17 protein-coding genes and 1 riboswitch are annotated in these 20797 nt (G+C 60.2%); of the genes, 6 read left to right on the forward strand and 11 right to left on the reverse strand.

Annotated elements, in window-relative coordinates; genetic code table 11:
• Positions 1-71 precede the first annotated feature (71 nt).
• From thiD to ACIK7D_RS13270, 5 genes are read right to left on the reverse strand one after another with little or no spacing between them, the layout of a single operon-like run.
• The gene (gene thiD, locus ACIK7D_RS13250; RefSeq protein WP_400156523.1) at positions 72-869 is read right to left on the reverse strand and encodes a bifunctional hydroxymethylpyrimidine kinase/phosphomethylpyrimidine kinase; all 798 of its coding nucleotides are present in this window, start codon (positions 867-869) and stop codon (positions 72-74) included.
• Positions 866-1528, reverse strand: coding sequence for a thiamine phosphate synthase (gene thiE, locus ACIK7D_RS13255; RefSeq protein WP_400156524.1), 663 nt, complete (start codon positions 1526-1528; stop codon positions 866-868). Before thiE ends, thiD begins: the two co-directional genes overlap by 4 nt.
• Positions 1515-2255, reverse strand: coding sequence for a hydroxyethylthiazole kinase (locus ACIK7D_RS13260; RefSeq protein ID WP_400156525.1), 741 nt, complete (start codon positions 2253-2255; stop codon positions 1515-1517). Before ACIK7D_RS13260 ends, thiE begins: the two co-directional genes overlap by 14 nt.
• Positions 2252-3202 carry an ABC transporter substrate-binding protein gene (locus ACIK7D_RS13265; RefSeq protein WP_400156526.1) on the reverse strand — a complete coding sequence of 317 codons (951 nt, stop codon included), beginning with the start codon at positions 3200-3202 and terminating at the stop codon, positions 2252-2254. Before ACIK7D_RS13265 ends, ACIK7D_RS13260 begins: the two co-directional genes overlap by 4 nt.
• A complete protein-coding gene (locus ACIK7D_RS13270) occupies positions 3199-3984 on the reverse strand; it encodes an ABC transporter permease (protein ID WP_080819125.1) in 786 nt (261 codons plus the stop codon). Before ACIK7D_RS13270 ends, ACIK7D_RS13265 begins: the two co-directional genes overlap by 4 nt.
• 124 nt (positions 3985-4108) lie before the next feature.
• Positions 4109-4211: riboswitch (TPP riboswitch) on the reverse strand.
• Positions 4212-4430: 219 nt separating this feature from the next.
• Here ACIK7D_RS13270 and ACIK7D_RS13275 point away from each other — a divergent pair.
• A complete protein-coding gene (locus ACIK7D_RS13275) occupies positions 4431-5720 on the forward strand; it encodes a TadE/TadG family type IV pilus assembly protein (protein ID WP_065117629.1) in 1290 nt (429 codons plus the stop codon).
• Between the two features lie 33 nt (positions 5721-5753).
• Here the strand turns inward: ACIK7D_RS13275 and ACIK7D_RS13280 are convergent, their stop codons facing one another.
• The 6 genes from ACIK7D_RS13280 to ACIK7D_RS13305 all read right to left on the reverse strand — a co-directional run bounded on the left by ACIK7D_RS13280 (position 5754) and on the right by ACIK7D_RS13305 (position 13137).
• Entirely contained in the window at positions 5754-7748 is a 1995-nt protein-coding gene (locus tag ACIK7D_RS13280; protein WP_400156527.1) for an alpha-glucosidase, read from the reverse strand.
• Between the two features lie 11 nt (positions 7749-7759).
• A complete protein-coding gene (locus ACIK7D_RS13285; RefSeq protein WP_035220846.1) occupies positions 7760-8614 on the reverse strand; it encodes a carbohydrate ABC transporter permease in 855 nt (284 codons plus the stop codon).
• 4 nt (positions 8615-8618) lie between these two features.
• A complete protein-coding gene (locus tag ACIK7D_RS13290; RefSeq protein ID WP_003519885.1) occupies positions 8619-9530 on the reverse strand; it encodes a carbohydrate ABC transporter permease in 912 nt (303 codons plus the stop codon).
• 174 nt (positions 9531-9704) lie between these two features.
• The gene (locus ACIK7D_RS13295; protein ID WP_400156528.1) at positions 9705-10970 is read right to left on the reverse strand and encodes an ABC transporter substrate-binding protein; all 1266 of its coding nucleotides are present in this window, start codon (positions 10968-10970) and stop codon (positions 9705-9707) included.
• A 50-nt stretch (positions 10971-11020) separates the two neighbouring features.
• Positions 11021-12097, reverse strand: a complete 1077-nt coding sequence (locus ACIK7D_RS13300) for an ABC transporter ATP-binding protein (RefSeq protein WP_080819122.1) — start codon at positions 12095-12097, stop codon at positions 11021-11023.
• A 335-nt stretch (positions 12098-12432) separates the two neighbouring features.
• Entirely contained in the window at positions 12433-13137 is a 705-nt protein-coding gene (locus tag ACIK7D_RS13305) for a GntR family transcriptional regulator (RefSeq protein WP_400156529.1), read from the reverse strand.
• A gap of 100 nt (positions 13138-13237) precedes the next feature.
• Between ACIK7D_RS13305 and ACIK7D_RS13310 the strand changes: the two genes are divergently transcribed.
• From ACIK7D_RS13310 to ACIK7D_RS13330, 5 genes are all read left to right on the forward strand, one after another.
• Entirely contained in the window at positions 13238-14395 is a 1158-nt protein-coding gene (locus ACIK7D_RS13310) for an LLM class flavin-dependent oxidoreductase (RefSeq protein ID WP_400156530.1), read from the forward strand.
• Complete coding sequence (locus tag ACIK7D_RS13315) at positions 14395-15288, forward strand: aldo/keto reductase family oxidoreductase (RefSeq protein WP_400156531.1); 894 nt, start codon at positions 14395-14397, stop codon at positions 15286-15288. Before ACIK7D_RS13310 ends, ACIK7D_RS13315 begins: the two co-directional genes overlap by 1 nt.
• Positions 15288-15812 carry a flavin reductase family protein gene (locus ACIK7D_RS13320; protein WP_003519878.1) on the forward strand — a complete coding sequence of 175 codons (525 nt, stop codon included), beginning with the start codon at positions 15288-15290 and terminating at the stop codon, positions 15810-15812. The genes ACIK7D_RS13315 and ACIK7D_RS13320 overlap by 1 nt, the downstream gene beginning before the upstream one ends.
• Before the next feature lie 233 nt (positions 15813-16045).
• Complete coding sequence (locus ACIK7D_RS13325) at positions 16046-20182, forward strand: autotransporter domain-containing protein (protein ID WP_400156532.1); 4137 nt, start codon at positions 16046-16048, stop codon at positions 20180-20182.
• The gene (locus ACIK7D_RS13330) at positions 20182-20763 is read left to right on the forward strand and encodes an invasion associated locus B family protein (RefSeq protein ID WP_400156533.1); all 582 of its coding nucleotides are present in this window, start codon (positions 20182-20184) and stop codon (positions 20761-20763) included. The genes ACIK7D_RS13325 and ACIK7D_RS13330 overlap by 1 nt, the downstream gene beginning before the upstream one ends.
• Positions 20764-20797: the final 34 nt, after the last annotated feature.

Below are 20797 nucleotides of genomic sequence, written 5' to 3' on the forward strand. Positions count from 1 at the left end.
GATCTCCCCCCTTGAGGGGGAGATGTCCGGCAGGACAGAGGGGGGTAAACCCCACGCTCCGCCCCTTCAAGTCACCCCCACCACCGATAAAAATGATGCACTGGCCCCCGCCCATGCCCGACGGCAAGGTCCCGCCCGGCATCGAGCGCCCCATTCAGATACTCCTTCGCAAGCCCAACCGCCTCCCGCAACTCACGACCCCTCGCCAGATGAGCCGTAATCGCCGCCGCCAATGTGCAGCCGGTGCCGTGGTCGTTTTTCGTCTCGACCCTCGACGCGGAAAGCGCCTGCATACCGCCGTCCGCAAACAGATAATCCGTGCTCTCCGGCCCGTCGCCATGGCCGCCCTTGATGAGCACGGCTTTCGCTCCCGCCTTCAGGATCAACTCAGCCTGGCGGGCGATCTCCGTCTCCGTCTTCGCCATCGAAGTGCCGGTCAGCAGCGCCGCTTCCGGCAGGTTTGGCGTAACGATGGTCGCGAGCGGCAGCAAGTCGCGCCGCAATGTCTCGATGGCGTCTTCATGCAGCAGACGGTCGCCTGATGTAGCCACCATGACCGGGTCCAGCACCACCGGCTGCGATTGCCGCCGAAGCCGTTCCGCGATGGCGGCGATGGTTTCGATCCGCGAGACCATGCCGATCTTCACCGCATTGACGGCGAGATCGGAGAATACCGCATCCATCTGCGCGACGATGGTGGCGACCGAAATATCCTCCACCGCCGTCACGCCCTTGGTGTTCTGGGCGGTTATGGCGGTGATGACGCTGGCGGCATAGGCGCCGAGCGCGGAGAAGGTCTTGATATCCGCCTGAATACCCGCGCCGCCGCCGCTGTCGGAGCCGGCAATGGTCAATGCAATGGCTGTCATGGCTGTCTCGCTTTCAGCGCCGTGTCAATCCTGGAGCGGAAGTCCTTGGTTGCGCTGGCAATATCGCCCGCGCGGAAAATGGCGGAAATGACCGCCACACCATCCGCGCCGGCGGCAATGACAGGTGGCACGCGGGCAAGATCGATGCCGGCGATAGCACCGACCGGCATATCCGGCTTCCACTCCTTCAGCAGGGCGCGCAGCGTGGCAAAACCGTCGACACCGACGGGCTTGTCCGGATTGACCTTGGAAATGGTTTCGAACACGCCGCCAATGCAGGCATAGTCGATGGGCATGGAGGCCGCCCGTTCGGCATCGGGGCGGTTCTTGACGGTGAGGCCGATGATCGCCTTTTCGCCGAGAATACGCCTTGCGGTTTTAGCGTCCATGTCGTCGGCGCCGAGATGCACCCCGTCCGCGCCCGATGCGAGCGCCACATCCACCCGATCGTTAATGACCAGCGGCACGCCGGTGCCGGTAATAGCCTCGTGAATGGCATGGGCGTTTTCGATCATCTCCCGCGTCGAGCCGTGCTTGTCGCGATATTGCAGAATGGTCGCGCCGTTCAGTGCGGCGGCCAGAGCAAGCTCCGGCAGCGGCGCGACATCGCCAAGGCTCGCATCGACCAGTGCGTTGAGGCGGTAATCAACCTTGTTCATGCTCTATCCTCGCGTGATTTGTGATGTCCTCACCGGAAATTCCGGAAAGCGCATCCAGAAACGCCGGTTCGAAGGTGCCGGGGCCTCTGGCGTGTTTTGCTGCGAGTTCGGCGGAAACGCCGGTGACGGCAAGGGCGGAGGCCGCCGCAGTCAGGGCGTCCTTTTCCACTGCCATGAAGGCGGCGATGACGCCGCCCGAAAGGCACCCCGTTCCCGTCACCTTCGCCATCCACGGATGACCGTTGACGATCCTGATGCTGCGGGCGGCATCGCGCAGATGATCGACCGGCCCGGTCTCAATCCGGACAGCATCCGGCACATCGCCGATCAGGCTCATTTCAGCGCGATTGCCGCGCACGATGGTGGGGGAAAGGGCGATGAGTTCGCGCGTGAATTCCAGCCGTGACGGCGAGTAATCGCAATGCACGGGGTCGACGATCCATGGCTTGCCGGATGCATTGGCGATTTCGATCGCCAGCCGGATGACCTTTCGCCGCTCGGCATCCAGCGTGCCGAGATTGACGGTCAGCGCATCCGCCTTGGTGACAAAACTCTCGATCTCCTCGAGCGAGGTGGTCATGGAGGGAATGCCGCCGACGACGGTGATGCCGTCTGCGGTGAATTTCTGCACCACCGTGTTCATCAGGCAATGCACGCGCGGGCGCGTCTGCCGCACGCGCTCCAGAATCTCGGCGGCGATTGCCGCTGTCGGGAAATTCGTCGTCATGGCTGCTGCAGCTCCACGGCGATGTCGTCCGCCGCCGGCGCCTGCTTGATCAGCTGCATCTCCTGCATGAAAGCGCCAAAACGGGTATAGCGGGTGCGATCAAGTGCAGCCGGGCGCTTGGCGAAACGTGGCAGCGTATCGAAGAAGGCCTGCTTGTTCAGCGCGTCGTCAAGGTTCGGATAGGCCTTGATGAAAAGCTGCCAGGATTCCTGCGGATGGTTGGTGATGAAGATCGCGGCCTGTTCCACGGCGGAGAGGAAACGCGGCAGGCGGTTGTCTTTCGCGAGATCGCGGTGCGTGACGAAGATCAGCTCGTCATAGGCCGGCACGCCGTGTTCCTCCGGGAAGAAAGAGCGGCCTTCATGTCCCTCCAGCTTCATCTGCGTCAGCTCGAAATTGCGGAAGCCGCCCAGCGTGGCATCCACCTTGCCGGCGATCAGCGACGGCGAGAGCGAGAAATTGACGTTGATGAGTTCGATATCATCCTTCGTCAGACCGTCCTTTTCCAGCATGCGCTTCAGCATCGCATCCTCGAAGCCGGAAACGGAAAAGCCGACCTTCTTGCCTTTAAGGTCCTTCAGGCTTTTGATCGGACCATCGGCCAGAACGGTGACAGTGTTGAGCGGGGTCTCGACCAGCGTGCCGAAACGCACGAGCGGCAGGCCGGCATCGTGATCGAGGTAGAGGTTCGGTTGGTAGTGCACGCCGATATCGGCCTGTTTGGCCGAGACGAGACGCGGCACGGCGGAGGGGTCTGCGGGCGGAACCAGTTCCACTTCGAGCCCGGCCTCGGCAAACAGGCCGCGTTCTTTCGCGATTACCATCGGCGCATGATCGGGGTTCACGAACCACTCGAGCAACACGGTCAGCTTGTCTGCCGCATGCGATTGCATGGGTGAAAGTACGCTTGCTGCCGCGACGACGAGGGAAAGAAGAGTTCGTTTCATGGTGCCGAAAGTCTCCGTAAAGATCTGAAAGGAATGGTGTGTTCTGTTTCCTTGGCCCAGGGGGCCAGATTGGCGGTCGCCCGGTCGACGATGAGCCGCAGCAGCACCGCCATGACGGCGAGAATGGCCATGGCGGCAAACATGGTGTCGGTCTGCATGCGGGCATTGGACTGGATCATCACAAACCCGAGCCCGGCCGATGCGCCCACCCATTCGCCGATGACGGCGCCGAGTGGGGCGAGCGGCGCGGCAACCCTGAGACCGGAAATGAGCGAGGGCAACGCCAGCGGCACGCGCAACCGGGTGAGGATCTGCCAGTGGCTCGCCTCAGTCAGCGAGGCGGCGTCGAGGATGGCGCGATCCGTGCGGTTGAGGCCGTCCGTGAAAGCGGAGGCAACGGGGAAGAAGATGATGATCGCCGTCATGACCACTTTCGAAGCCATGCCGAAACCGAACCAGAGGACGAGGATGGGAGCGAGCACGAAGACCGGAAAGGCCTGCAACACCAGAACCATGGGCCAGACGAGGCGGCCGAGGCGCGGGATGGCGGCAATCGTGAAAGCGACGAGAATACCGGCGGCGATGCCTGCCGCGAGACCGAGCGCCATTTCACCGAGCGTTACCAGTGCCTGCCCGAACAGGAAGCCGGGCTGACGCCAGAAAGCGCCAGCGACATCGGCGGGCGACGGCAGGATATAGCGGGGCGGCGAAAACAGCCATGTTCCCGCCTGCCAGAAAACCAGCAGAAGACCGACACCGTTCAGCGCATGGGTGGCACGCATGAGCCGGACCTCAGACGCAGACGCACCGTGTGCGAAGGGCGGAAGGTTTCAGCATCATCATTCGTCTCCAGATGTAACAATCTCGGAGATCAGGCAAAGCGGAGAAGAGAAAGGGCAGCGCCTCTTGGCGCGACAGTTCCGTTCCTACGCCGGCATGACCCGGATCAGGTTCAAGGGTCCGGCTCATCGCCATCTCAGCACCGTTCGGTGCTCCCCTCGGAAGAGTTTGTTTTGTAGGTCAAGTTTCATAAATGTCAACGTCCGACCAGCGATCCGTCGTCAGGCGTGATCTTGAATGCCCGAACGGCCTCGCGCCGGTGCGTACCTCCGATTGGCGTATTAGTTATTGAGGAAATTAGATTTATCGAAAATTAGTTATCTCTTGAAACTGCCTTTCAATATTGTTCGGCTAACTTTCGCTCCGGGGAAAAGTTCCGGGGGCGAATTTGAAGAACATCTGGCAGGATAAATCGGGAAATTTCGGCATTCTCAGCGCCCTGTTGATGGTGCCGTTGATTGGGGCGGCCGGCGTGGCCCTTGATATAACGCGTGGCATGGCCGTCAAATCGGACCTGCAGATGGCGGCGGATGCCGCGGCGCTTGCGGTGGTCGCCGATACGTCGTCGAGCGTTCACAAGGCAAAGGAAATGTCGGGCGACGGTGTCATTTCGCTTGGCACTGATGAAGCCTCTGCATTCTTTGAAAGCAATGAGCGGGCCAATCCCGACTACAAGCTCCTGTCTCTTGACGTGTCGGTGATCAAGCAGGGTAATGCCATCGAATCCTCGGTCAATTTCACGGCATCCGTCGGCACGACGCTTTCACGGATACTCGGAGAGGATCTCATCACCGTTTCGGGCAAGGCGACCGCCAAATACGAGACGGAAACATTCAGCGACTTCTATGTCCTTCTGGATAACACCCCCTCGATGGGCGTTGGCGCGACGCCAACCGACGTTGCCACCATGGTTGCGAATACGAGCGACAAATGTGCTTTCGCCTGTCACATCGTGAAAGACGGGGTGGTGGATAAGAACAGCTATTACTACAAGGCCAAAAGCCTCGGGGTCACAACGCGCATCAATGTGGTGGCGCAGGCCACGGCAAGCCTGATGGATACGGCGAAGTCCATGCGCAAAAGCAGCAATCAATATCGTATGGCGGTTTACTCCTTCGGAGAGAAAGCGGAAGATACGAAGCTGCTCGAAGTCGTGTCGTTGACATCTGATCTGGCGATCGCGAAGAAAAAAGCCGCTGAAGTCGACCTGATGTCGATCCCCAAGCAGGGGTTCAACAACGACCAGCAGACCGATTTCGACCGGGCACTGACCCAGATTGGCGACAGGATCGGCAGTTCGGGCACCGGTGCAAGTTCAGCCAGCCCCGAAAAGATCATCTTCTTCGTTTCGGACGGTGTCGGCGACAGCTACAAGCCATCCGCCTGCACCAAAAAAACGACCAGCGGCCGCTGTCAGGAACCGATCGATATCAAATATTGCACGAAGCTGAAGGAAAAGGGTTTTCGGATCGCCGTGCTTTATACCACCTATCTGCCGCTGCCGACCAACGACTGGTACAATAGCTGGATCAAACCCTTTCAGCCGGAAATCGGCGCACGCATGCAGCAATGCGCTTCGCCGGGCCTGTTCTTCGAAGTCAGCCCGTCGCAGGGCATCAGCGATGCGATGACCGCCCTTTTCAAAAAGGCCATCACATCACCCCGCCTGACGGGGTGATGGCAGGGACGAACCCACTCGTTTAGCCCTTTGTCAGCCAATGGTTCGAAGCTGTTCAAACAGCGGCCGATGGCTGCTATCTGCACGATAGAACACCGCCGGCTCGCCGAGCGGCGCTTCGACGGTGACGTCCTGTCCGCCGGGATAATGCGTGCCGCTCCACAGGTGCACCCATTCACTGTCGCCCGGAAGATAGAGCGAGCGTTGGGTTTCACCTGCTTTCCAGACCGGCGCGACAAGCATGTCCGCCCCGTAGAGATAGCAGTCCTGAATGGCATAGGTCTGTCGGTCATTCTCGTAGTGCAGGAAAAGCGGACGCTGCACCGGCAGACCCGTCCTGGCCGCTTCCGCCGAGAGCGATTTCAGATAGGGGGCCAGTGCGACATAGATGGATGTCATGCGGGCGAAATGGGCAAGAACCGCCTCATCCTGATCGATCTGGAGATTCTCGCGCGGCCGGTTGCCCTCATGTGTACGCATGACCGGCGTGAAGGTGGCCATCTCCGTCCAGCGCATGATGAGCTCTGCGGTTCTGACATTGCCGAACAGGCTGGTGTAACCGCCAATATCGGAATGGTGATAGGCATTGCCCATGAGGCCGGAGGAGAGCGCCCCGCAGATGACGGTGACCAGGCCATCGTGACGGGAGAAGTCAACCGATTGGTCGCCGCCCCAGATGAGGGGGCAATGGGCCTGCACGCCGGTGAAGCCGGCGCGCATGAAGAACAGCGCTTCACCCGTCTTGCCACGGCTTTCGACGGCTTTGGCGTTCACCTCGGCCCAGAGCGTTGGCCAGGCATTGTGCATCAGCTTGGCGTCGACACCATTGGAAAGCGTGATGTCGATCGGTAGATATTCGCCGAAATCGGCCATCCAGCCGGAGAGGCCGAAATCCAGCATGTTCCTGCCGATGATCTCTTCGGCAAACCAGTCGGCGGCGGCCGGATTGGTGAAATCGACCACGCCGCAATCGAACTCGCCGAAATCCACCAGCGCTGTCTTGCCCTCGGCGTCGGTGGCGAAATAACCGGCTTTTTCGGCAACCGGGAAAAGCGGACCATCTACGCAGAGATAGGGGTTTACATAACCCAGGAAGCGGATGCCCTGATCGGCAAGCTCGGCGATCTTCTGGCGCAGATGGGGATAACGCGTATCATTCGCCTGCCAGTCCCAGAACAGGCGCGAGCCGAATGACGTCTGGCGAAGACCCACCCAGTCTTCGCACCAGAGGCCGGACACCTTCGTTCCGGCAGCGCGGATTTTCTCCAGTCTGGCGAAGGAGTTGACGCCATCCTTTAACCCGATGATCGCGCCGCCATAGATCCATTCCGGCAGTTCTGGCTGACGTCTGAACCGCAGCGACAGGGCGGAAACGATATCGGCAAAATGATCGCCGGCGAAGAATTCGATCTTTTCGGGAATGGCCCAGATTTCGATCTCATGGAAATCGCCGTTGCGGAAATCGAAGACCGAATAGGCGCTTGTCTCCACATGGAGGGCGTATCTGCGCGACGACAGGTAAGTCGGCTGCGGATAGTTGGTATTGTAATAATCACCGCCCGCCTTGCCGCTGACATCGGACTTGAAGGTGATTTCGGTGGTCTTGTCGCGGCCGACCCCCGGCTCGGAAGTCCAGAGCGGGAAACGCCGGCCGCGCATGTCGAAATAGGACATCTGTTCGCCGCCTCCCCAGACATGCTCATCCGTTTCCGCAACGACGCGCAGCCAGAGGCGGTTGACGGTGTCATCCAGCGCCGTTAGCCGCATCGCGTTGCCGTCGAGTGTCAGGCGAAGGCGCGGTGCCTGTCCCGGCGCGGATGAGAGCGTGATGCTGTCGCCGTTGACCTCGGCGTGGCGCAGGGCGGTTCGCTCAATGACATAGTCTTCGATATCGAAATTGCCGCGATACATGTCCATTCGCTCCTTGCCGAAACCGGCGAAGAAGGCCGGGTTTTGGGGAGAATGGGAAAGTATGGTGCGGTTGCCGATCGTGAGCGCGAAGCCGTCTTTGGTCGTTTCGAAATGCATGACTTTACCTTTTAGCCCTTGAGACCACCGGCGGTGAGACCCGAGACGACCCGCTCCTGGAAGATGACGATCAGGATCGCGACCGGCACGATACCAACCACCAGCGCCGCCGAAATGACCGGCCAGGGGAAGGCGAATTCACCCTGATAAAGTTGGATGCCGACGGGCAGGGTGCGGAGGGCCGGATTGGAATTGAAGGAAAGCGCCAGCAGGAATTCATCCCAGGCATTAACGAAGGCGAGAATGCCGGCGGTGAAAACACCCGGCGCGCAGAGCGGCACGACGACCTTGAACAGCGCGCCGATGCGGGTGCAGCCATCGATCATGGCGGCGTTTTCGAGATCACGCGGGATGCTTTCGAAGAAGGAGACCAGCATAAGCGTGCAGACCGGCAGCGAAAGCACGGTGTAGGGCAGGATAAGCGCCGTCCAGCTGTTGAGCAGGTTCAGCGCCCGCATGATTTCGAACAGCGGCACCAGCAGGGTCACCAGCGGAAAGGTGGAAACGGCGATGATGAGCGAGAGGATCAGCGCCCGGTATTTGAGGTTGAGCCGCGCCAGCGCGTAAGCCGCCAGCACCGAAATCAGGATGGTGAGTGCGGTCGAAAGCAGCGCCACCATGAAGCTGTTGAACAGGAAGAGGTGCAGCGGCTGATCGGAAAAGGCCTGCATGTAGTTGGCCAGCGTCGGCGCGTGCGGAAACCAGGTGATCGGCTTCGCCGTCAGTTCCGCTTCCGTCTTCAGCGAGGTGAAGAGGATCCAGATTGCCGGAAACAGGCCGTTGACCAGAAGGATGGAGGCCGCGATGAAGCGCAGAGGCTTGCCGGAGAAGAACGAGGACAGACCGGAATTTGCAACGGTGCTCATGGGATCAGTCCTTCGTCCTGATGATGCGGAGATAAACGGCGGTGACGCACATGGAGAGCGCAAACATCATGACAGCGAGCGCCGAACCGTAGCCGAGATCGAGGAAGGAAACGGTGTTCTGGTGAATGTACATGGCAAGCGTCGTGGTGGATGTGCCGGGGCCGCCGCCGGTCATCATGTAAGGAATATCAAAGGTCTGCAGCGCCGTGATCGTGCGGAAGATGAGGGCGACGACGATCGAGGGCTTGAGAAGCGGCAGGGTGATTTCGAAGAACTGCCGGATTTTACCGGCGCCATCCACATCCGCCGCCTCGTAGAGCGAGCGCGGAATGGTCTGCAGGCCGGCAAGGATCATCAGCGCCATGAAAGAGGATGTCTTCCAGATGATGGTCAGGCAGATGGCCGCAAACGCCCAGTTGGGGGAGTTGAACCAGATGACGCCTTCAAAGCCCAGCCGGTTCAGCACATCATTGACCACGCCATACTCGTAATGGAAGAACCACGCAAAGATCAGGCCGGCAAAGGAGAGCGGCAGCGCCCAGGGGATGAGCAGCGACAGGCGCATCGGCCATTGCATGGAAAAGGGCAGGTTGGCGAGCAGCGCGAGGCCAAGGCCCATGAACAGCGCGCCGGGCACGGTAATCAGCGTTATCAGAACCGTGTTCCAGGTCGTTTCCCAGAAGATCGGGTCATCGAACATCGCCGTGTAGTTTTCAAAGCCGATGAATTCCGCCGGCAGGCCCGATGTCAGCGACAGGCTGAAAAACGAGGTATAAACAAGCCGCGCCACCGGATAGACGATGATCAGCGACAGAAGAATGGCAGCAGGCGCCAGCAGAAGCACGGCAAGCGACCGGTCGCCGAGATCGAGCCACCGCGTCCAGCGCGGCAGCTGCTTTTCGTCCACCCGGACCATGGTTCTTTCCGGCATTGTCACACCTGCCACTCCCGCAACTGGATTCACGTCATCGTCTCCCGATCGGACCGGTTCATATCCGGCCCGTTTATCGCACCGCCCGGGCGCGTTTATTCCTGTCCGTCGAAGCAGCCGGAAAGGGCATGAAACCACGCCGCTTTCCGGCCTTGAAGCTTAGCGCAACACGCGCCGCAGACGGCTTTCCATCTGCTTTGCGCCGTCCTCCGGCGTCATGACGCCGGCAAGTACGCCGTTGACGGTGGTGCGGATCGTCTCGCTGACCTCGTTGTAACGCGGCGTCACGGGACGGGCCTTGGCGGTCTCAACCACGGGCAGGGCGTCCGCGAACCACGGGATTGCCTTTGTCACATCCGCATCCTTGTAGAGAGCGGCATAGGTCGGCAGCAGCGTGGCGTTGATGGCCATGAACTTCGACACATCCTGACCGGAGAGATATTCCACCAGCTTCTTGGCTTCATCCTGCTGTTTGGAATAGGCGGAAACGCCGAATTCCCAGCCGCCGAGGCAGGTTGTCTGCTCGCCGCCCTTGACGGCCGGCAGGCGGGCGACGCCAACCTTGTCATTCACCTGCGATTCCTTGCCCTGGAAATGGGTCCAGGCGTAGGACCAGTTGACGGCGAAGAGAACCTTGCCGGCCTGGAATTCCTTGCGAGTGTCGTCGGTCGCGACTTCGGAAATGTTCTTCTTGGAAATACCTTCATCGACGAAGCTCTTCCAGAGCTTCAGCGAATCCACGGCCGCCTGATTATCGAAGTTCAGCTTGCCGTTTTCGACCAGCGACTTGCCCTCGCTCCAATAGGGCAGGAGGAAGGTGCAGACCGCGCCTTCGATCGCCTTGCCCTGGAAGGACAGGCCTTGAAGATCGGGGTTCTTTTCACCCTCCATCACCTTCTTGGATGCTTCCTTCAGCTCGTCCCAGGTGGTCGGCGGCTGAATGCCGTATTTGTCCAGCAGGTCCTTGCGGTAATAAAGGAACATGGAGTCGGCGAAGGCGGGCAGCGCCACGATCTTGCCGTCCACGGTGTTGGCTTCGGCATAGGTCGGCAGATAAGCGGACATGTCCTTGCCGGAGAAATCGCTGGTCCAGCCGGCGGTGGCGAATTGCGCCGGACGGATGACGTCGAGCATCAGCACGTCGAGGCTGGAATCCTTCGCCGACATCACGGTGTTGAGATATTGCGCCTGCATTTCCGAGGTGTTGCCGCCGGTCTCGATGACAACCTTCACGCCCGGCGTCTTCGCCTCATATTGATCGAGCGCCTTGCGCCAGACATCGGGCTGATGCTGGCTGGAAACGAAGATTTTCAGTTCGGCGTCGGCAAAGGCCTGTCCCGAAAAGGCGAGCATGGTCGCGCAGAGCGTTGCACCCATGAGGGCTTTGCCCCCGATAGCTTTGCCCCCGATAGCTTTGAATGTCATGTGTTCCTCCCGTTATTAAACCCTTGGCCGCAGCGTTTTTCGCCCGGCGATCAGTGAATCGAGCGTTCCGTCGCGGCGTCGAACAGATGGACCTTGGACGGATCGACGCCGATCTTCAGTTCCTCATTCGGCGCAGGCCGCAGATGCGGCGGCATGCGTGCGGTCAGCGCCGCATCGCCAAGGCTGAAATGGACGAGCGTGTCCGAGCCCAGCGGCTCCACCACCTGCACCTTGACCGCAAGCTGCGTGTCGAAGCCCTCGGCGGGGCCGAAATGTTCCGGACGAATGCCGACGATGACTTCACGCCCTTCGAGCCCCGTTTCGCGGGACGGCCGGATGGCTGCCATCGGCAGGGAATTGCCGTCCGAAAATGCCAGCCGGTCGCCGCTCACCTTGGCGCGGGCGAAATTCATCGCCGGAGCGCCGACGAAACCGCCGACGAAGACGCTTTCCGGACGGTTATAGACCTCGTCCGGCGTGCCGACCTGCTCGATATCGCCGCCACGCAGGATAACGATGCGGTCTGCCAGCGTCATGGCCTCCACCTGATCATGGGTAACGTAGATGATGGTCGTGCCGAGCTGCTGGTGCAGCCGCTTGATTTCCGTGCGCACCTGTCCGCGCAGCTTGGCGTCGAGGTTGGAAAGCGGCTCATCGAACAGAAACACCTGCGGGCGGCGCACGATGGCGCGGCCCATGGCCACACGCTGGCGCTGGCCGCCCGAAAGCTGGCCGGGCCGCCGGTCGAGAAGGTGCTCGATGCCAAGCATCTTCGCCGCCTCGTCGATGCTGGCATTGGCCTGCGAGGCGCTGACACCGCGAACCTTCAGGCTGAAGCCCATGTTCTCGCGCACCGTCTTGTGCGGATAAAGCGCATAATCCTGAAACACCATGGCGATGTCGCGCTCGCGCGGCGGCAGCCGGTTGACGACGCGGTCGCCGATCTTCACCTCGCCGCCGGTAATGCTTTCAAGCCCCGCGACCATGCGCAGCGTCGTCGATTTGCCGCAGCCGGAAGGGCCGACAAATACGACGAATTCGCCATCGTTGATTTCAAGGTCTATGCCCTTGACGATGCGAAGCGCACCGTAACTCTTATCCAGCTTGCGCAGGCTGACCGAAGCCATATTTTCCTCCTCACGACCGGCGCGTCCAGAATTCGGATGGACGCCATTGCCGGTATCAACCTTCAAGTTCCACGCATCGCATCGTTGAAAATCGATCCCGATTGTCTGGCGATATCGTGGGATGGCGAAACGCCTGTCTCCCTGAGGACGTGATATTACCTTTCAAAAAAAGGAAATCAATAGTGTATCAATTTTATTTCTGACAGAAATCAAAAACTATTAAGCCATTGATTTAAAGAAATATAGTCGCAAAACAACCAGCAGGACAGGCCGCTGCTTGCTTGCCTCCCGTCAAATTTCTCCGTTCATCTGGATCACGCGAATTTTGCGCGGTCTCAACGTATGCGAGAAACGTATCGCGCAACGGTATGATCGAACCAGGTCCATGAAACTTCGGCCACCGCACCATCCTGCGCCTGGCTGAGACGCAGCACCCGCGGCACCAGCGCGCCTGATTTCTGACCGAAGACCTCGGGTGTCCATTCCGGTACTTCGCCGAGATCGATGCGATCCTCCGCCTTCGATATCCAGAGGTTAAGGCGGGTGTGGTAATAGAGATAGAGGGATTCCGACATGTTCTCGATGGCGATGGTGTCGACGTAAGAACCGTCCAGCCAGATTTCCTCGATGGCCGCCGGTTTGCCGGCAATGCGCCGCAGGCGACGAATCCTGTGTCCTTCGGTCGATGTGCCGAAGGCGGGCAGGTCGGCGGGCTTGGCAAGGCGCGCCACATCCAGAACCTCCGCCGTCGGCAGGCCGCCGCCCTCGATCAGTTCAAGCCGAAAGAAGGCGTAGACGCTTTGCGGATCGCTGACGGCGCGAATGTAGTTGCCGGAACCCTGCACCCGCTCCAGCAGGCCGCGTTCCTGCAATTCGGCGAGTGACTTGCGAAGCGTGCCAACAGCGATGCCGAGATCGGCCGCCATATCGCGCTCCGGCGCGAGCTTCTCTCCATCGATCAGCCGGCCCGCCGCCACTTCGCGCACCAGCATTTCCGCGATCTGCATATACATTGGCAGGCTGCCGCCAGTGTGTTTCATATGCCGTTTCCTCCCCCGAAACAAAAATTGATACATCATTGATTTACATATTTCTTGATGTTATGCAAGAAAAACGAGAGCGGCCCTGAGGAGGAATTGCATGACCGTCGTACCCGTTACATCCGCTGATCTCGATGCTGCCGAGGTCTCCTGGTTTTCCGCTTTGTGTTCCGATGACTACGCCTATCTTGGCGTGCCGGATGGCAGCCTGCGTTCCAGTTTCGACCATTGCTCCGATATCGTCAAAAAGGCCGAGGAACTCGGTTTCCGCAACATCCTCTGCCCCTCTTCCTATCAGGTGGGGCAGGATACGCTGAGCTTCGTTGCAGGCTGTGCGCCGATCAGTGACCGCATCAATTTCCTTGCGGCGATCCGCTGCGGCGAGATGCAGCCGATCATGCTGGCGCGCACGGTGGCGACGCTCGATCACATGCTGAAGGGCCGCCTGACGCTCAACGTCATCAGCTCCGATTTTCCCGGAGAAGTGGCCGATAGTGCGTTTCGTTACAAGCGCAGCCACGAGGTCGTTGAGATCCTGCGTCAGGCCTGGACGCGCGACACCATCGACCATGACGGTGAAATCTACCAGTTCAAGGGTGTCTCCACCGAGCCGGCACGGCCTTACCAGCAGAATGGCGGACCGCTGCTTTATTTCGGCGGTTATTCGCCGGATGCGCTGGAACTCTGTGGCGCGCAGTGTGACGTCTATCTGATGTGGCCTGAGACGAAGGACCAGCTGGCGGACCGCATGCGCGCTGCCAATGAACGTGCAGCCGCCCATCGCCGCACGCTGGATTACGGCCTGCGCGTCCACATGGTGGTGCGCGATACCGAACAGGAAGCCCGCGAATACGCCGAACATCTGGTCTCGAAGCTCGATGACGAATATGGCCAGCTGATCCGCAACCGCGCCCATGACAGCGGCTCGCTCGGCGTGTCGCATCAGGCGCGTGCCCGCGAACTGGCTGACAAGTTCGGTTACGTTGAACCCAATCTGTGGACCGGCATCGGTCGGGCGCGCTCCGGCTGCGGCGCGGCTCTCGTCGGCTCGACGGATCAGGTTCTGTCGACGCTGGAGGAATACCAGAAGATGGGCATTCGCGCCTTCATTCTTTCCGGCTATCCGCATATTGATGAGGCGGAACACTTCGGCACCAAGGTTCTGCCGCAGATGAAAACCTGCTCCCTGCCGCATGCTTACGGCCGGGTACCTTCTGAAACGCCTGCCACGCCGCTCGGCAACGGGGAACGCCACTGATGGAACGCATCGCTCTTTCCGACAAACTCGAACTCAGCCGCATCGTTTATGGCATGTGGCGCATCGGTGACGATGCCGATACCTCGCCCGCCCATGTGCAGGCCAAGATCGAGGCTTGCCTCGCGCAGGGCATCACGACCATGGATCAGGCCGATATTTACGGCGGATACACGGCGGAAGCCATTCTGGGGGCCGGCCTGAAAGCCGCGCCCGGACTGCGCGACAGAATAGAAATCGTCACCAAATGCGGCATCGTTGCACCCGCTGGACGTCGCGCCGCCGCCCGCGTCAAACATTACGACACGACGGCCGGCCACATCAACGCCTCGGTCGAGGCGTCGCTTCGCGACATGGGTACGGATCACGTCGACCTGCTGCTCATTCACCGTCCCGATCCGTTGATCGATGCGGAAGAAACCGGCAAGGCGCTCGATGCGCTGGTGGCATCCGGCAAGGTAAAGGCCGTCGGCGTCTCCAACTTCCGCCCGTGGGATTTCTCCCTGCTGCAATCGGCGATGAGCAGCCGGCTCGTGACCAACCAGATCGAGATGAGCCTTCTCGCGACGGATTGTTTTACCAATGGCGATCTCGCTTTCCTGCAGGAAAAGCGCGTTTCTCCGATGGCATGGTCGCCGCTCGGCGGCGGCTCGCTGTTCTCCGGTGCTCATGGCGGCACAATGGCCGCCCTGCAGCGCATCGGCAAAGAGCAGGGCGTTGATGCGACGGCTGTTGCGATCGCCTGGCTGCTGCGCCATCCGGCAAAGATCGTGCCGGTGCTCGGCACCAACAATATCGAGCGTATCAGAACGGCGGCCGATGCGCTTCGCGTGACGATGGACCGCCAGACGTGGTTCGAACTCTACACCCTTGCGATTGGAAAAGAGGTGCCGTGATGACAGTGGCAGAGGCGATCAAAATGCCCAATGAGCATGTATTCGTTCCCGGCGGCGAAAACAGCCGCAGCTTCCGCAATGCGCTCGGCGCTTTCACGACAGGCGTAACGGTGGTGACCGCCACGACGCCGGAAGGGCCGATTGGCATGACGGTCAACAGTTTTGCGTCCGTGTCGCTCGATCCGCCGCTGGTCCTCTGGTCGCCGGCCAAAAGCTCGTCGCGTTATCAGGCTTTCAGCGGCGCCACCCATTTCGCCATCCACGTGCTGAGCGCCGATCAGGATGTGCTGAGCGCCCGCTTCACCCGCAACGGCCGCGCTTTCGACGATCTCGACTGGGAAATGAATGACGAGGGCGTTCCCGTCATTCCCGGCACGCTTGCTCGTTTCGAATGCCGGCAGGCGGCGTCCCACGATGCGGGCGACCACACCATCATCGTCGGCGAGGTGCTGCGCGCCGCCCATCGCGACGGGGATCCGCTGTGCTTTTCGGGCGGAGCCTTTGGCCGATTTTCGCGGCAATAGGAAAATTCGATAGTATTTTATCGAGTGCTTAAAAAGCATATTCTTGTTTAAATATTTCAATTGTTTTACGGAGAACGCCCGGCGTTCTCCGTTTTTTCTTTTTGTCGTCAGTATAGATACGATTTGTTCTGTTTTTGCTGACAATGTTTTCTCAAAATGGGCTAATTGATTTGATCATAAAATGATTCGCCGATCGTGCGTGGTGGAAAGAGAAGCCGGTAGGGGGAGGTTGAATGTCCGGTTGTTTCTGCCGTGACAGGGTAAAACCGCGGAGGGCCGGCTCAAGGGCAACGGTCGCACTCGCGGGCTGGGGAAAACGTTCCTTAAGCCCTTTCGCCCTTGTGCTTTCTTTTGCAATCGCCCCGTCGGTACTGGCCGATACGATAGTCTGGGGAGGTGGTGCAGGGGGTAACTGGTTTATCCCAGGCAACTGGATTTCCTATGGTCGCGTGCCCCTGCCAGATGACAATGTCACCATCGATTCCGCAGGTCCGGCGATCGCCGCCGGGACAAAACCCGAGATTTATCGGCTGTCTGTCGGCCTCAATACCGATGGAACAATGTCGGTCAATGGCGACCTGTCGACATTTTACACCGACTTGGGCGCTCAGCCTGATGTCACCGGCACCCTGCGCTTTTTTTCGGGAGGCAAATGGCAGAATGAGCACGATATTTCGGTGGGCAAAAATGGGCGGGGCGAACTTGTTCTCAGCGGAAGCTCGGCCAAGTCCGGCGGAAATATCTACGTCGCTGAGAAAGAGACAGCCAATGGCCTGTTCGTGTTGGACAATTCTTCCAGTCTTGAGAATTCCGGCACGGTTTTTGTTGGATATGGCGCTAGTGCGCTTCCGTTCGGTGGCGGGAGTTTGGGAGTGCTGGAAGTGCGGGGCGCAAGCCGTCTTGACACCGGTGCACTGGTGGTTGCCAAGGAGGCCGGCTCCATGGGAACCGTGTCTGTGGAAGGGCAGGGCAGCAGCCTGGCGGTTTCCGGAGACATGGTTGTCGGTGGCGGCGGTGCGGCATCGTTCACCATCGCCGGAGGCGGGACGGTCGCGAGCCGCGGCGATACGATCATCGCTGATCTGCAGTCGTCGAGTATAAGTGGGTTCACGATAGGTGGCGCCGGTTCCTCGCTTAAAACCGAAGGAACACTGGTTGTCGGCAATGAGGGGAACCTAACCATGCTCGTCGGCACGGCGGCGACCGTCACCAGCGGTGCCGCGATCATCGGCCGCCGTTCGGCGGCTGTCGTCGTCGTAGCCGATGGCGACACCAAATGGACGACAGGCCATTTGCAGATCGGCGGCAAAACGTTGGATACGACCGGGAGTGGGGCTTCTGGCGCGCTTCAAATCAAGACGGGCGGCACGGTTGAAAGCGCCGCCGCGCGTCTCGGCAACGTTGCGGGCGCGACGGGCGAGGTCACCGTGGATGGCAGCGGCTCGGTCTGGACGGTCGGCAATGGCGGTCTCGATGTTGGCCTTGACGGTAGGGGCTCGCTGACGGTGGCGAACGGCGGGATCGTCAATGCCGCCGACACGGTCATCGCGAGAAATGCCGGTAGCAGCGGCTCCATCGCTGTTTCCGGTTCCGAAAGCGCTTTTAATGCCGGCGATCTCTATGTGGGCGATGTCGGAGGCGGCTCGCTGAGGGTTCATACGGGCGGCGCTGTCACCAGCGAGAGCGGATATGTCGCGACGCGCACCGGTTCGTCTTCTTCCGTGACGGTCGACGGCGGCGGCTCGACCTGGACGGTGGCCAAAGCCCTGGTCGTCGGATACGAGAGCGGTACAGAGGGCGACGTTTCGGTCAGCGCCGGCGCCGGCATCCGGGCAGGGCAGATCAGGTTAGGCTATCTGGCCGGCTCCTTCGGCATAATGACGGTCGATGGCGATGACTCCAACGTCAGCGTTCGGGTCGACAATAATCTCGCTTATTCCGGCTACATGGATATCGGTTATGACGGAGACGGCAGTGTGTCGGTGTTCAACGGTGCATCGCTGGATGCCTACCGGCTTTATGCGGGCACGCGGGCAGGCTCAAGCGGTACATTGTATGTGAACGGCACGGGATCGCATGTCGAGATCAGTGACACTCTTGTCATCGGTTATGACGGCGGCGGCAAAGTGGACGTGACGGGCGGGGCCTCGCTTGCCGCGACTATCATCGACATTGCGTTCCAGGCGGGCTCGACCGGCGTTTTGAACATCGGCGGCGCTGCCGGGCAGTCGGCCTATTCGGCTGGAGAGATCAGGGCTGGGGCGATCGTTTTCGGCGCGGGGGACGGTCGTATCGTTTTCAACCATTCCGAGACGAATTATGTATTATCCGCCGATATTTCCGGGACGGGCCATATCCGCGCCGAAAACGGGGTGACGACGCTCTCCGGGCACAATAGTTATTCCGGCGGCACCATCGTTTCGGGCGGGACGTTGAAAGGCACAGCCACGAGTTTCGGCTCAGGCGAGATCGCCAATAATGCTGAGCTCGTCGTGGATGGAGCGGGCACGCTTTCCAATCTTGTCAGCGGTTCCGGCTCGTTTGAAAAGACGGGTAACGGTAATCTGGTTCTTACCGGAGACAGCAGCTATTCCGGCGGCACGACGGTTTCTGCCGGCACGCTGACGGGAACCGCAAAAAGTTTCGGCCCCGGAGAGATCGTCAACAATGCGCAACTCGTCTTGGACGGGGCCGGCACGCTGTCGAACATCGTCAGCGGTACTGGCGCCCTCGAAAAGACCGGGGGCGGCAATCTGGTCCTGACCGGAAACAGCACCTATATCGGCGTCACCGAAGTTTCGTCGGGCAAACTCAGCGTTAACGGCTCGCTTGCAAGCCCGGTTTCCGTCGGCAGCGGCGCGACGCTCGGTGGTTCCGGCACCATCGGCGGCCTGACAGTCGCTTCCGGCGGCGCGCTTTCGCCCGGTAATTCTATCGGCACGCTAACCTCTACCGGCGATGTAAGATTCCTCAGCGGTGCGCGTTATGCCGTTGAAATCGATGCGGACGGCAACTCCGACAGGCTGGCCGTCAATGGCGCCGTTACCATCGACAGTGATGTCAGTCTCGTCGTCACGCCGCTTTCCAGCCATTCGGCCTATAGTCTCGGCACCCAATATACGATCCTGACAGCGACGAATGGCATTTCCGGCGCATTTTCCGGCATAAGCGAACGCTTCGCCTATTTGACTGTGAGCGTGACGAAGAGCACCGACAACGGGGCAGCTTATCTTTCCTTCACGCGGGCTTCGCCAGAGCCCGGGCTATTTGCCGGCGGGGCTTCGCCCGAGAGCGCGAGTGCAGCCAATGCCGTTGAGGCGCTTGGGGAGGCCTCGCCGCTTTATGAGGCAGCGGTGTTTCTTCAACAGGGTGAAACTCAATCCGCCTTCTCGCAGCTGACCGGCGAACTCCATCCATCGCTTGCAATGGCGTTGATAAACCGCAGCCGGCTGACGCGCGACGTTATTCTCGACAGGATGCGCAGCGCTTTCGACGGTATCGATGCGCGCCAGATCCTCGGAAGGGAATCGCAGACTATCGACGAAGGTTCGCTTGCCTTCTGGTCCAGCGGTTTTGGCTCGCGCGGTCGTCTCGATGGCGATAGCCGCGGTCCTTCGGTTGATATCAGGGGCGGCGGCGGACTTTTCGGCGTCGATGGAGATTGGGATAACGGCTGGCGCACGGGCCTCGCCGCCGGTTTCGGCCGCGATACCGTCCGCCAGGGCGGCCTTGCCGCCACGGCCGATGTGGACAGCTACTATATGGCCGCCTATGCCGGTGGGTCGGTTGGCCCGGCATCGCTGCGCTTCGGAGCGATCCATGCCTTTCACGATATCGAAACCCGCCGGGCAATTGCCTTTTCAACCTTGAGGGAAGAACTGACCACGAGCTATGACGCCTCCACCACGCAGGTCTTCGCCGAAGCCGCCTGGCGTTTCGATGCCGATCTCACCCGCATCGAGCCCTACGCCAATATCGGCTACGTGCAGACGCATACTGGCGCCTTCAGCGAAAAGAACGGCGTTGCGGCCGTTTCATCCGGTTCCGCAAGTCACAATCAGCTCTATTCGACGCTCGGTGCGCGCGTCAGCCGCGATATTTCCGTTGAAGGCGTGAATGGTCGCGCGACATTCGACCTCGGTTGGCGTCACGCCTATGGCGATCCGGCGGTGGAGAGTATTTTGTCTTATCAGGGCGGCAGCGCCTTTGCTGTTGCCAGTGCGGCGATGACGCGCGATGCGGCGATATTGAATCTCGGGCTGAGCTACGATCTCAATTCCTCGGCTACCTTGACATTCCGTTATGGCGCGGTTTTTGCAGCCGATGTGCTGGATCAAACCGCTGTCGCAGAGCTCGGAGTTCGTTTCTGATGAGACACACTCGAAATCGCTTTGCGAAAGCGACGCTCGCGGTTCTTTTTTGCGTCGCCGTCGCGGCAGGCGGTGCGGGCGCGCAAGAGGCAGCGAAGACACCGGCGCCATTGCACGAGGTTCACGGAAGCTGGCAGCTTGCCTGCGCCGCACCCGCCAAAAAAGACGGCGCCGAGGCTGCGCCGTCCATAGCGGAAAAGGTAAAGCCCCCCTGCGCCATCGCGCAGGTCCAGCTTGAGGAAAAAACGCGCAAGCTGGTCGTTTCCGTCGAGTTTCGGCTGGACAATGCCGCAACGCCAGACAGGCTTTCCGGCACCATGGTCCTGCCTTTCGGTTTGGCCGTCACCAAGCTTTTCGCGGTGAAATCCGGAAATGTCCGCTTGCAGGAGGTACAGGTCAGCACCTGCCTGCCGGTCGGCTGCATCGTGTCTTTTACGCCTTTCATCGAGCTTGTTTCGGCGCTGAAGGCGGAACAGACCCTGACGGTGGAGGCTCCCGATCTGCAAGGCCGCACGGTGTCGTTTCAATTGCAGGCAAGGGGTTTTGCCGAGGCGCTGAAGCGCCTCGAAAGCCTGCGTTAAAACCTCTTTGTTTGACATGTTTACGTGAGATGCC

Source organism: Agrobacterium sp. P15N1-A, assembly GCF_044626815.1.
GTDB lineage: Bacteria > Pseudomonadota > Alphaproteobacteria > Rhizobiales > Rhizobiaceae > Agrobacterium > Agrobacterium leguminum.

What these genes read in the sequence shown, in the direction of transcription:
- ACIK7D_RS13290 (WP_003519885.1), bottom strand. Translation starts at nt 9,530, where the DNA reads ATGGTCCGGGTGGACGAAAAGCAGCTGCCGCGCTGGACGCGGTGGCTC.
- ACIK7D_RS13315 (WP_400156531.1), top strand. Translation starts at nt 14,395, where the DNA reads ATGGAACGCATCGCTCTTTCCGACAAACTCGAACTCAGCCGCATCGTT.
- ACIK7D_RS13300 (WP_080819122.1), bottom strand. Translation starts at nt 12,097, where the DNA reads ATGGCTTCGGTCAGCCTGCGCAAGCTGGATAAGAGTTACGGTGCGCTT.
- thiE (WP_400156524.1), bottom strand. Translation starts at nt 1,528, where the DNA reads ATGAACAAGGTTGATTACCGCCTCAACGCACTGGTCGATGCGAGCCTT.
- thiD (WP_400156523.1), bottom strand. Translation starts at nt 869, where the DNA reads ATGACAGCCATTGCATTGACCATTGCCGGCTCCGACAGCGGCGGCGGC.
- ACIK7D_RS13265 (WP_400156526.1), bottom strand. Translation starts at nt 3,202, where the DNA reads ATGAAACGAACTCTTCTTTCCCTCGTCGTCGCGGCAGCAAGCGTACTT.
- ACIK7D_RS13280 (WP_400156527.1), bottom strand. Translation starts at nt 7,748, where the DNA reads ATGCATTTCGAAACGACCAAAGACGGCTTCGCGCTCACGATCGGCAAC.
- ACIK7D_RS13325 (WP_400156532.1), top strand. Translation starts at nt 16,046, where the DNA reads ATGTCCGGTTGTTTCTGCCGTGACAGGGTAAAACCGCGGAGGGCCGGC.
- ACIK7D_RS13330 (WP_400156533.1), top strand. Translation starts at nt 20,182, where the DNA reads ATGAGACACACTCGAAATCGCTTTGCGAAAGCGACGCTCGCGGTTCTT.
- ACIK7D_RS13305 (WP_400156529.1), bottom strand. Translation starts at nt 13,137, where the DNA reads ATGAAACACACTGGCGGCAGCCTGCCAATGTATATGCAGATCGCGGAA.
- ACIK7D_RS13285 (WP_035220846.1), bottom strand. Translation starts at nt 8,614, where the DNA reads ATGAGCACCGTTGCAAATTCCGGTCTGTCCTCGTTCTTCTCCGGCAAG.
- ACIK7D_RS13310 (WP_400156530.1), top strand. Translation starts at nt 13,238, where the DNA reads ATGACCGTCGTACCCGTTACATCCGCTGATCTCGATGCTGCCGAGGTC.
- ACIK7D_RS13270 (WP_080819125.1), bottom strand. Translation starts at nt 3,984, where the DNA reads ATGCGTGCCACCCATGCGCTGAACGGTGTCGGTCTTCTGCTGGTTTTC.
- ACIK7D_RS13295 (WP_400156528.1), bottom strand. Translation starts at nt 10,970, where the DNA reads ATGACATTCAAAGCTATCGGGGGCAAAGCTATCGGGGGCAAAGCCCTC.
- ACIK7D_RS13320 (WP_003519878.1), top strand. Translation starts at nt 15,288, where the DNA reads ATGACAGTGGCAGAGGCGATCAAAATGCCCAATGAGCATGTATTCGTT.
- ACIK7D_RS13260 (WP_400156525.1), bottom strand. Translation starts at nt 2,255, where the DNA reads ATGACGACGAATTTCCCGACAGCGGCAATCGCCGCCGAGATTCTGGAG.